Annotated in this window: 7 protein-coding genes; all 7 read right to left on the reverse strand. The window is 44.8% G+C overall.

Annotation, left to right across the window (positions count from 1 at the left end):
* Nucleotides 1-398 (reverse strand): hypothetical protein (locus HQR03_RS10405; RefSeq protein ID WP_173240124.1); only part of this gene is annotated, 398 nt, incomplete at its 3' end.
* 99 nt (nucleotides 399-497) lie between these two features.
* The gene (locus HQR03_RS10410; protein ID WP_173240125.1) at nucleotides 498-1,556 is read right to left on the reverse strand and encodes a DUF2515 family protein; all 1,059 of its coding nucleotides are present in this window, start codon (nucleotides 1,554-1,556) and stop codon (nucleotides 498-500) included.
* Between the two features lie 9 nt (nucleotides 1,557-1,565).
* Nucleotides 1,566-4,235, reverse strand: a complete 2,670-nt coding sequence (locus tag HQR03_RS10415; protein ID WP_173240126.1) for a DUF2345 domain-containing protein — start codon at nucleotides 4,233-4,235, stop codon at nucleotides 1,566-1,568.
* A 78-nt stretch (nucleotides 4,236-4,313) separates the two neighbouring features.
* A complete protein-coding gene (locus tag HQR03_RS10420; protein ID WP_173240127.1) occupies nucleotides 4,314-5,147 on the reverse strand; it encodes an OmpA family protein in 834 nt (277 codons plus the stop codon).
* 65 nt (nucleotides 5,148-5,212) lie between these two features.
* On the reverse strand, nucleotides 5,213-6,202 hold the full coding sequence (gene tagF, locus HQR03_RS10425) for a type VI secretion system-associated protein TagF (RefSeq protein WP_173240128.1): 990 nt from the start codon (nucleotides 6,200-6,202) through the stop codon (nucleotides 5,213-5,215).
* On the reverse strand, nucleotides 6,199-10,269 hold the full coding sequence (gene tssM, locus HQR03_RS10430) for a type VI secretion system membrane subunit TssM (protein ID WP_173240129.1): 4,071 nt from the start codon (nucleotides 10,267-10,269) through the stop codon (nucleotides 6,199-6,201). Before tssM ends, tagF begins: the two co-directional genes overlap by 4 nt.
* A gap of 106 nt (nucleotides 10,270-10,375) precedes the next feature.
* Nucleotides 10,376-12,040, reverse strand: coding sequence for a hypothetical protein (locus HQR03_RS10435; protein WP_173240130.1), 1,665 nt, complete (start codon nucleotides 12,038-12,040; stop codon nucleotides 10,376-10,378).
* Nucleotides 12,041-12,062 lie beyond the last annotated feature (22 nt).

The raw sequence follows: 12,062 nt of genomic DNA on the forward strand, positions 1-12,062 counted from the left end.
TTAGGGCTTAAACGAGGTTCACTTAAACTTTTAGCATAAGTCCAACCTTTATCTTGTAGTTCTTTAAAGAAAGCCATCATTTTCTGATAGGCATCTTCGTCTGATATACCGCTTACTTTATGGTTGAATAAAAAGCCAAGATTGACTTTCGAGAGTTTGTAATTTGCTTGTTTGTTATCGTCGTAAGCCAAGACTGACATAACACCGTCAATACTTAACTCACCATTAGGATATTTAATAATGACAGTAGGTTCTTTATATCTTGGAAAATCATAACCTTGAAAAGTAACGCCCATAGGTTGAGCGTCCGCTTCTTGAAAAGCTTTATACTCAGGGTTGGCATCGTATAACTCTTTAGCAGTCATGTTTAATGAAATTTCTAAAGGTTTATCAGGCATTATAGGGGTTACCTTATCTTGGGCATTACAAGCTGTTATAAAGAAGCTTAAAAACAAAACGTAAGCAAGTTGTAGATAGTATCGCATCGTGTTTTTCTTTTAGTTGAATGGATAAAATTTATCAGGTTTATGATACCAGCCTGCCATCGTTTGGAGTTGGCTTAACATGTAACTCTCTTCTGTTTGCATTAACCCATGAAATTTCTCTGCTGCTTTTCTAATCCAATTCATACGGCTTTCATAACTATACAATAAAATATCTGATTCTGGTTTAGAGACATACTTGTCATATTTAGGGTCGTCTTTATTTTCAGGATGACTGCCACGATAACGATACGTTGGGTACACCGTGACTTGCGGTACATTACAAGTATTTGAGAAAAATAGCTTAACCTCAGGTGCTAGTCCACCTGCTAATTCCATTGCATTAATCTCACGCTTATGCCGCCATTGTTCATAAATTAAGGGTTGAAGGACTTTTCCTTGTTCATGTTGAGCGATAATGAGTACATTTTGATATTGAGCTTGAGCTCTTTGTGATTTAACTTTATCACTTGAAGGAAGTTCTTCGAACTTTCTAACTTCAGCAAACCCTGCTTGAATATGTTCGTTGGTCTTTAAATAATTAATCTTAGGCAAAGATTTTGCTGCCCAATCGGCTTTATTTATTGCCGTTTTTATTTGTGGAACGAGGTTATTTGAATGTCGTTTACTTATACAGTTAAAGAAAACTTTAGACCCATAACTACTATAGTAATGATGCCATCCCGCAATATCTTGGAACAGCCAAAAGTTACCTTGTCCAAACCAATCACTAGCAGTGACTGCAATACCGTGTTTAGTTACTGTAAGAGTCCAATGCTCCAAAGTGCAAGCTACCGTTTTACTAGCGAACGCACCTAAAGCCATCCAATAAAAACGACCTTTTTTACGTGGATCTCCATTCTTTTCAGTTTCTAAATAAAACCTAGCATATGTACCTGCAATACGTCGTGCTCTTACACTATAACTGTCCACGAAGTTGTAAGTGTTATTTGAGACCTTTTCGCTCATACGCTCTAGGCAAAACTGCTGAGAGACAGACCATAACTCTTCGCAGGTACAAGCTTTCGGTGTACAGCTATTTATAGTTGTATTGGTTTTCGCTTTAGTAACCATGCCTTCACCCTATTTATTATTATTTAAAAAAGTAGACCAGACTAGTTGCATCTTCAGTTCATCTTCCTGATCTCCCGAATCTATACGAGGCGTCTTACCCTCAATATCTGATTCTGATTTTATATTTACATTTTTACCCGTTAATAGATATTTCATATCAGGCAATGGATTACCCATTGGGTCAACCAACTGAATCTGCTCATCAAAGAACTCTTTTTCTACTAACTTATCAAAAGGTAGCCGCGATAAATAACTACTATCAATCCCCCCACCAGCCTTACTATGCTTACCAGCCTTCTCCGTAAACTGCTTTGCCGCTATCGTAATATCACCACCATCAAGCGTGATACTAGCTCCACCAGCCGTTAGCGTAATTTTATTCGTCGCTACCACTTCAACGGCTTTAGTCGAGGAGGCGATGTTTATATCCTGCTTAGCCGTGGCTTCAAGCTTGCCTGTATGTGCAGACAGAGTAATATTGTCCTTGCTATTTGTCATACTAAACTGACCATCGGCTATGATATTGAGTGATTCGCTACTGACTTGATGATGACTATCGCCACTACTAATACTCATATCTTGCTGAGTAGTGCTAATCATCTCGCCCATAGTTCTATGAATAATGGTATCGTCGCTCACATAGCTTATGTCAGCTGCGCTATCTATCAGCGCGAATGGCATTGTTTGATGGGTATTGGTTTGTTGTTCTTCTGCGATAGTCTCAAGTTGCGTCTTAATCGCGTTATGATCTTTGACGTTATGTCCAAGACCTGTTGCCAGTTGCGTTAAACGTTCAGTTAAGTGATGACCACCAAGAGCAGTCTGGGTCAGAGTCGGTGTATGCTGCTGATAGTTATGTTGTCCAGATTGCGTATGAGTTTGCGGTTGAGTGGAAAGGACGAGGGCTTCGCCTGATTTTATATTGATTTGAGCGTTAGTAGCCGCATTGATACCTTGACGTTTGGTGGTTTCTGATGGATTGATAACCCCCATTTTTAGACTGGCAGATATCCCAGCACTGTCTACTTTTAGCTGAGAGTACGCTTTTTCTGTACGGTGATCAGTGATCCATTCCGATAAACCGTTACCCGTGTTGCGATAACCGCTTTCGACTGCTTGTTCGTTATCCGTGGCAAATAGGCTAGGGCGACTTGATGATAATAAGCTACCCGTATTAATCAGATGCTCGCTATCCCCGATAGACTGCATCAGGGTTTGGTCGTCCGCTCGATGGGTGAAGTGTGTGCCATAGTTAGCGCCAGCTTGTGCCTCAAGGCGATTGATAGGCTGAGATGGACTATCCAGTAAATAGCTGCGCGTGGGCGTCATATGATTGCGGCTATCGATATCGCTTTGCGCTTCGGTGATACCTGTCATCGGCGGTAGAGATCGCCTACTATAAAGCGATCCGACCCACGGGGTATCAGCGGTAATGAGGCTCAGCTGGGTTAAGTGAATGCCAGCTGCTAATGTTGACGCATGACGCTGTTGGTGGCGTGAGCTTTGGGTCAGCCCTGTGACATGCGCTAGACTATTGCGAGCCAGATGCACGATATGGGTAGCACGGTAGTGTTGATTGAGCGCACTGTGATCGACAAGCATAAAAGTATCAGCAACATTCAAATCCGTGGCATGGGCGAGGGCGTGATAGACGCTATATCTGCTTTGATGGCTGTGAGCGACTATGCTTGCCTCATCTATAGTTTCAGTATCGGTTACTGGTGCAAAGGCGGCTGGGCTATCTAAAGTGAGTGAATGACTACTCGTTTGATTGTTTTCTTTATCCCCATTATTGCTCGTCGCAATATCGGCTGACTGGGTTGGGTGTGCGACATTTGCTGCATTGAAGCGCTGCATCGTTACTGAGTTTGGTTGGGTGATGACCTGCTCACTGATGGCCAAGACAGGGGCATGGACACGGTCGTGTAATATTTGTTGATAGCGTAATGCGCCAATATTTAGGCTGACGCCATCGCTATCGCTGGGATGGGCGGAGGTGATAATGAGCTTTGGCAGGCTGTGATCGTCCGTTTGCTCATGGCGCAGATAAGCCGTCAGCCCTTGACGCGCGAGGCGCTCACAAATATGTGACCAATGACTCATTTGCCACTGAGTCATACGAGCGGGTATCCAGTTCGTATCATTTTCACCGTTGCTGCTGTCATCGACCACGTCCACATCTAGTGTGCTAAGGCGCTCTGAGACCATAGTGAGAACAGATAAATTGGTGTCTATTTGACTGTGTAGATGCTGATGCAAGCGATAGGTAATCGGCTGTGCCAGCAGACGGTAATAGCCATAACTGCCATCATGATCCAATTGACGAATGGCTGTGATATAGAGATGACGATAGGTCAATCCGCTCGGCGTATCAAAGCTCAAGGTTAATGCACTACCGATTAAAGCCGTCAACGGTGTGAAAGGGGGATGATGGCGCTCATGGATATAGACGTGTAATAGATAGGTATCAATACCGTGCTGCTCTTGCTGGTGACAGCCGTTCGGGTTCAGCTGAGCGATGATGTGTGCTTCCTCATGAGCATGAGTCAGTTTCTGAAGCCACGCTCGGTGAGCCGCCATATCTTGTCGAGCACTGGCGTAAGGGGCTTGGCTATTGCTTTCAATCGCATACAGCCTATCAGGGTGCATCGGAAGCACGGTGTTGGTCAAGCGTAACATAGGGGTAGTCCCTCTTGTGTCAGAGACGGCATCATAAGCATTAGTGCTTAGCTGCCATAATCAACGTATATAGCAGCGTTATTCACCAAGGTTGAATTCGATCCGGCGGTTACGAGTGCGTCCTTCTTCATTGTCATTACTCGCGATAGGATCAGCGTCACCTTTACCAGCGGTACTTAGACGGGCCGCATCAATGTTACGACCGATGAGGTATTGCTTAACTGCTTCGGCACGCTTGTTAGATAAGACCAGATTGGCACTTGGGTTGCCCACATTATCAGTATGTCCAATGATGGTCACTGGTTTATCGCCAACTCGCTGCAGGACGCCTGCCATATCGTCTAGAATACCCAGTCCCATTGAGGTCAACTTCGCGCTGCCGGATTCAAACTCGACAATACGGTTGCCCAAGGTGTCATCGATAAGTCGCTGCTCACCTTCTACGACGACCAATTGATTTTCTAATTGGTAAAGATCGGTGAGGCGCGTGTGTATCCGGTTTTGGATGGCTTGCTTTTGCTCAATGCTGCTCACCTTGCCATGCAAGCTAATGGTAGTCCCATGAATATCAATACGACCCTGACGGATATTGGAGATATCACTATCGATAATAGCGGTCGCTACCTGTTGCCAGTTGGTCGGTATGCTAATGTTAGAACGCACTTCGATCTCATCTCTGACGGGCTTGTTAGGGTATTGCGCCTTTAGCTTTTCAAGGAGTTGCTGCTTATCCGAGCTGGTAGCCACGACACCTTTAATGACCACGGGCACATCTTCAGGGCTATTATTAATATGAGCATCATTATGAGCCGCAAACACCGCAGCACTCATAGACAAAGTAACAGCTGCGAATAATAGGCTTTTTTTACGATGTGTTAATTTAGGTATTGTGGTTGAGACTTGGGCTAGCATAAAAATACCTTTTTTAATCTTACTGTTATTGAGAGCATGCTTGTTAACGACCAATTATCGAATAGCTACTGTGCCAAGAAGGTTTTTTTAAACAGTTGTCTAGTATCGTACAGATAAAGGTCATCTTGCAACAATATTTTGTTAAACCGAGTTAAGCCGATATCTTCATCGATATAGCTTTGTGTCCAGTCACTATGAGCAATGATTACCCAATCATCGGGATGACTGTCCTCACTACTTGCCAGCTGGCTAAGCATGCGACCGTCCGGCTTGGTAAAGCTCAGTAGTAGGCGGTAGCAGCTCGAAACTCGGTACAGATACGTATTCAGATAGAGCTGGTGTGGCTGATAAAAACCGCTAATAAGATCATGCCAAAAAGTCGCCATATGTATGGCGTTTTCTCTGTCAGAGGTCAGAGTCCAGTATATGGCTTTATTCAGACCGCTAAAGCCTTTGCTATAAGTCGGTAAGAATAACAAGCCTGTGGCTATGATTTGTTGTATCAGTTGTGATTTACTGATGTTCATCAATATCGCGATGTCGTGCAATGTGGTGGTATTGATAAAATCGTAATAGTGGGTACTGGCGTTTTTATTGACGGTAAGCTGACCGTCGTTCAGACCCGCCATAACCTCAGCGCTATCGGTTTTAGACTTGGCCACGCTCAGGACTTCATAAGTCTCATTCCACAGCGTTAACGACTTAACGGGAAGATAGTTCATCCAGCTTTTTGGTTTATCGAGATGAAGCACACCAAAACCGATAAGCGGATAGTTTCTATGGCTACTGTCATGGCTAGGAAGCAGGACGCCAGTAATAATCTCGTTAGATACCGTATCTACGTGACTAAAGTTCAAAAAAGCAATGTTGTTCGTCGGTGGGCTGTCTATCAACGAGTCACTCGCGTCACTGAATAAGTTTTCTGATATCGCCAAGGCTTGACTGACCCATTGATCAATCGCATTGGTCTCAGCGATATGAGCGCGCGCCCTGATAAAGTCTCCACGAGCTGGTAATTTGCCAAAATAAACTAGGGGTAGTGATTCAGGAGTCATGGCGTTGGCTCCCGCGGTTCAGAGGTAGCCGTAGTTGGAGACGAGGCAGTTTGTGCGCCATTGCCACTATTGTCCTCGGTGTTCTGAACGTTACTCGTGATAGCACTGGTATTAGCATCTGTATTGGCGTCTGTACTAGGAGCCAAGTTCAACACGCCTGCTACTGGAGGGGCTGTGCTCGTTTGCTCAGTATTTTGACCAGTTGATTCACGAGCATTATTGTTATTAGGGGTATTAGCCGCTGCGCTATTATCCGTAACAGGTCTTGCCGTACGTGTGACCCCAAGGGCAATCACCTCGTTAGGGAGCTTCATACCAGTAAAGGGGTTGTTAGAGCGCCCTTGACTGGCTGTGCTACTGCTACCACTGATGATTCTAAAACGTACCGGAATAGTGATGCCATCACCTGACCATGCCATCTCAAAGATATTGTCGCCAAGCTCAGTGCGGCGGGCGCTATTAATCAGCCTTTCAACGCCAAAGCTACCAGCTTCCTCAAATATGGTGTAATCCCTGCCATCGTAGTTTTTGGCTCTGATGCTGGCTCCTGGTTGGCTACTTGGATTTGGCCATACAAACGTCGTCCATGCTTGCGTACCCATACGATAACGCAGCTGCTGTCCATCAACGACGATCGTATATTCGGTCAAACCGCTAACCGGTAAAGGCATGATTTGGAATGTGGTTTGATTGGCAGTGGCACTGCCACCACTCGCACCTGACGTGCTTCCAGCATTGCCACCAGTATAGTTGACAAAATATCTGCCAAAATCAGCGACGAACTTAGGATTCAGACCTAAGCCTGCACCATTCCAAATTTTACTTGAGATTTGGTCGCCTCGGCGGATGATAAAAGGCGATAAGGTTTCGTTAACGAACTTGGCGACATAGCCATCTTCCCCAAAGAACTGTCCAATTTCAGCAGGGGTTGCCTCCAAGTTAGCATTGGCGGTAAATGGATATTTATTGCCCAAGTTATCCAAAAAGGGCTTGTATACTTGTGCTTGCCAGACTTTATTAATCTCAGCCTTAGTCGGGGTGAGGAGCATCGTAAATGAGCGAGTTAGCGGCTCGCTTAGCAATGGACGTACCAGCTGTTTTATTTCAGAGTTGGCTTGGCTAAGTATTTGCTCATCTAAGATCTGCAAGGACTTGGTCATCTCTGAACCTTCAGTGCTGAGCGTTTGCGAAGCAAATAACAAGGCATCAGGACCGATATCATCGCTACGGGCTATGTTATTGAACCGCGTTCTAATATCTCCTAAGCTTGCCAAATAGTTATCCAATAGCGATAAGTCTTGATTGTCTTCTCTTGGGGTGACTAGGTTGTGTATTGAGGAGAACTCCTGCGCTACCATGCCGGTACTGGCAGGGACGGCTGCCGCTTCATTGGTACTGTTATTACTGCCATTATTCATCGCCGCTTCTGCTTGACGAAGCTCAGCTGGGCTTTGACGCAGGATCGTTTGCTTGAACCAATTGACAAATGAGCGCCGAGAGTTGGAGCCATTCGCTGCGGGTTGGTTTGCGGCTTTATTGTCCCACTGGGTCTGACGATCTACCGTCTCAAATAGTGTTTTTAGCGGTGATTCGGTGGCGTTAGACAGCTGATTTAATAAGAGCGCATGATCGTCAAAGCCTTTACTATCACGGATATAGACCTGTGATAAAAAGCGCTTCCACTCAATGATGTACTCTTGTTTGTAGCGATTGACCAGATATTGACGGATTTGCTCAGGGCTGCCTGTCAGCGTCAAATCATCTTTGCTACTGGTCGCAAGTACCCAATCGTCGGCAACCACTCTATTGGTAGCAGCTTTATCGATCTCATCACTCACGAACGATTCCCATGCTTGCTTGGTAAAGGTACCGGAGATCACATAACTGCCTAGCAGTACTTCATTGGCACTGTCTTGGGTGATTTGTGCGACAGTCACCGATGGAAAGCGAGCAGAGGAGCGCATTTTAATTTCAGAATAGACACGCTCACGGGCAGGCTGGCCTTTACTGGCTTTAGACAACGTCGTACGGGTTTTATCCACCAGTCCCAAGTCATTTTGAATCAATGGAAAGGCGGGGTCGTCGACATGAGCAAGCGTAAAGCTTAAGATGCGCTCAGCCTGACGAATCATCTTGTCACGCGGCATATCAGCACGGTTGGACTCAAGCCAAGTGCGCCAAAAACGTGTCATCTGATCGCTCAAATGGCTGGTTTCTAAGTGCTCATGATTGCCCAGCATCAGATAAGCTTTCAGCGCATTATAAGCATCCTCTACGTCGGTAGGGTCAGATTGTATATAAGCGTCGTTGCTCACGGTTTCGGATTCGACTGCTGAGGTTGCTGCCTCCTGCACTTTTAGATCTGCCGCATTCGTATTGACGTCGGTCAAAAACCTTTCAATGTTCTGTTTGGTAGGCGCTAACACGATAATGCCTACACCATTATAATATTCAGATAGCAGTTTTTTCTTGAGCTTATCTCCTTGATATAACCCAAAGCTCAGCGACAACGGACGATCCTCGTCGTAGCCTTCGAGTTGCTCTATTCGGCTTTGCAGGATAGTAAGCGACTCAAGTTGCGACTGCAAATCACCATTAGCATTTTTTTGCATCAGCGCGACTTGCTGCAAGTCAGCTTCTACGCGTTCAGTCAATTGCTTGTTATTGGCATAAGACCAAGTCCATAAACCAACTGCTGTACATAGCACCACCACAGAGGCTAGGGTGGCTAGCGCGCGATGGCTACGCTTGTTGCGGTTTTTATGTTGTTTGACCAAATGCTTGTCTTTTAAGATGACTTTAGAAAATAAATCATGCAAGAAGTAAGGCTTGTCGGCGGCTTCTTGCTGAGCACTTAAAGGCACTGCAGGTGGTTGCAAGTCGTAATTTTGCACCATTTGTAAGGTCATTTGACTGCTGACTTGCCCTTCTTGTAAGGCACTGGTGAAGTAAAATCCGCGTAGTATGGGCTTAAACTGAAAAGGGTTGTCTTCGAATAAGGCGTGCATCAGCGTTCTAATCATCGGCCGTAATGATTGGAACTCCATGGGAAAAGTCATCAGACTCGGAGATACCGTACGTTGGTGACGCAAAGACAACTTAGTGGTGCTAAGATCTTTTAGACCGTTAACCAGCACGCCAAAATGCTCTTCAAACACATCGCTGATATTGATGCTATCAGGGTCTTCGGGATAGGGAATCGTCGCGCCCCATACTTGCCCGCGCTCTTCTTGCTCGTAATCATTAAAAAAGTCACGGAAGCCTGATACCAAATCCATTTTTGTGAAGACCACATAAACGGGGGCATAAACTTCTAATTGCTCTGTTAAATCTTGCACACGGCTACGCAGGTTTTTGGCCAAGTCTAGTGCGTAACTGGGGTCATTTTTGGTAAGCTCAGCGATACTAACGGCGATAATAATACCGTTGATAGGCGCTTTGGGGCGGTTCTTCTTCAATAGGTTTAAAAACGATAGCCATTCTGAGCGGTCATCTTCGTAGGCAGAGTAGCGTCCTGCGGTATCGAGTAGGATGCCTTCAGTAGAAAAAAACCAATCACAGTTACGAGTACCGCCGACACCTTGTACCGACAGCTTGTTGGTTTTTTCCATAAACGGGAATTTTAGCCCAGAGTGAAGTACCGCCGAGCTTTTACCCGCTGCTGGGTTACCAATGACCATATACCATGGCAACTCGTACAGTGCAGCTTTGCCAGTTTGATCGCCAATTTTAGACTTGCGAATGGTCTTAATAGCGTCTTGCATTTGCTGACGTAAGGCCTGTACTTCTTGTGCATTCTCGTCTTTAGCAGCACTACTATTGGCACTATTAGCGCCTTCATCGTTATTGTCTTCTACTAAATCTGCGAGCTCAGCGGCCGCCTTTTTACGCTTTTTCCACCAGTAGTAGCCAAACCACGCTAGTAGCAGACAGGTTATGGAGACACCGATAATGACGAAGAAGGTTTGTAGCGCGACATAATCATAGAGTAAGACCAGAGCGACTATGATAGCTAAGACCAATAACACTCTTGGATTGTAGATGAGATGAAAAAACCTTGAGAACATGCCTGCTACCTAATGTGATCTTGAAATAATAGAGAGTCATCATTTCATCATAAACAATGACTGATATAAGCGATAAAACGAGCAATATTAACTGAACTAAAAGTGGCTAAAGTGTTTGGTTGGGCTCTGCAAGCCACAACATACAGCGGTGCTTATGTTGGGTAATAAGGAGTTTAATGTCAGACTCCTGTGGCTGTTCTTTGGTAGCGCTGACCAACAGTGCGAGACTTAAAAAAGGCTGTAACCATGAGTTCAGAGGCATATAATGCCCTAAATGGTGGTCATTTACTAGCGCCCCTTGCGCTATAAATTCATCGATAAATGTCATAAGTAGGGATAAGTCGTAAGGTTGTGTTGATGGATTAATGTCTGACAAGAGGGTGATGCTATTTTCGCTTAACGCATCTGTCATTGTTGTTTTATTGTCAATGGCCTGCGCTGACTTTTTTTCTTCTGCCTTGGTTTTGTCGTCATGGCGATCTAATAGAGCAAATGAATTATCTAGTAACAGCTGTTTTATCGTTTTCAAATTTGCTAAATAATGCTGGCGAGTATTGCTATAAGCCTGCTGCGTCACCTCAGCGGCCATACTACTGGCATCATTGGGTAGCGCCTCGCCAATTTCAGTCATGGAAAAACGTACCTTGTGATCTAGATCGAGAAGGTCTTTGGCGGCTTTGTTATAGAAAATCAGCAATATACCGGCTTCGGTAGGCAAGAGATTGGAGGCGTTGTCTACGTATAAGTTTGCTTCAAGCCATTGCTCATTAATCTGTGAGTCGACGGTGATAAAAAGACAAATCTCGGGGGTCGCAGCTTTGGTCAGAGCAATAAGTTGCCCGTGAATAAATTGCAGCGGCTGATAGGTCTCGCTATCAGCACCGTCATGGCTATTATGAAAAGAGTCTGTATGACGAGGATTTTTATCAGCGATGATGGTCTGAATAGTGAGTAGCTGCTCGGGAATACCATAGGTTGCCAATTGCTGTTTTAGCCTTTCAACCAGATAATTAGCATCAGCCAGCTCAGGAATAGACAAATAAACAGACAGCGTAGACAATGAGATAACGGGAAGGCTATCCTCTGCAGAGGAGTCTTCTGTTGTGCTCGCGATGTAGTGTTGCTGCCATTCTGGATGGATATTCAGCGCTGAGTTTGGCTCATGGATATTTTGTTGCATAATGCGCTCAAAATGCTGAGCCAGTACACTTAGTGCATCATCACTTGCGGTAAGTTGATTATCAATCAATGCCCATAGACGCAAGGTTAGCTCATTTAGGCTTTCAGCCGCGTCTTCAGGATATGCCTCGTTATCTAGCTCATTATCGTAAGCGTAGAGCGCTGTTTGTTCGGTGATCACACCCTCAATCGGCTTGGTTAATATTGGTAAGCCGTCAAAGTCTGATAGCGCTTCACTCAATACCGTGAGATCGTTATCATTGTCTATGATTTCAGGCCAATCAATCCCTTCGGGTAGACAGATACTGCTATCTATAAACAATTGATAAGAATCGATAGGTGGCGTCTTTATTTTTTTGCTTATTTTCTGAGCTGGCGCTAGTTCTTCTGCTTCTGATTTTTTTTGTCGCCATCTAATAAACACGATAAAGCCAAACAAAATTATTGGAATAATCACAAACCATAGCAGCAGTCTTGCAGAGGTAAGTTGCAGCGTATTATCTTTAAAGTACATCCAAACCAATAACAGATAAATGACTAAAAAAAGTGCAAGAGCATAGCGCCCGTAAGTTATTAGCTTTTTTACGCCCACTTGCCATACCCCTTATCTACAT

Source organism: Psychrobacter okhotskensis, assembly GCF_013248965.1.
Lineage (GTDB): Bacteria > Pseudomonadota > Gammaproteobacteria > Pseudomonadales > Moraxellaceae > Psychrobacter > Psychrobacter okhotskensis.

Excerpts from the sequence above, each read along its gene's own strand:
- HQR03_RS10415 (WP_173240126.1), bottom strand. The coding sequence starts at position 4,235 with ATGTTACGCTTGACCAACACCGTGCTTCCGATGCACCCTGATAGGCTG.
- HQR03_RS10410 (WP_173240125.1), bottom strand. The coding sequence starts at position 1,556 with ATGGTTACTAAAGCGAAAACCAATACAACTATAAATAGCTGTACACCG.
- HQR03_RS10420 (WP_173240127.1), bottom strand. The coding sequence starts at position 5,147 with ATGCTAGCCCAAGTCTCAACCACAATACCTAAATTAACACATCGTAAA.
- tagF (WP_173240128.1), bottom strand. The coding sequence starts at position 6,202 with ATGACTCCTGAATCACTACCCCTAGTTTATTTTGGCAAATTACCAGCT.
- tssM (WP_173240129.1), bottom strand. The coding sequence starts at position 10,269 with ATGTTCTCAAGGTTTTTTCATCTCATCTACAATCCAAGAGTGTTATTG.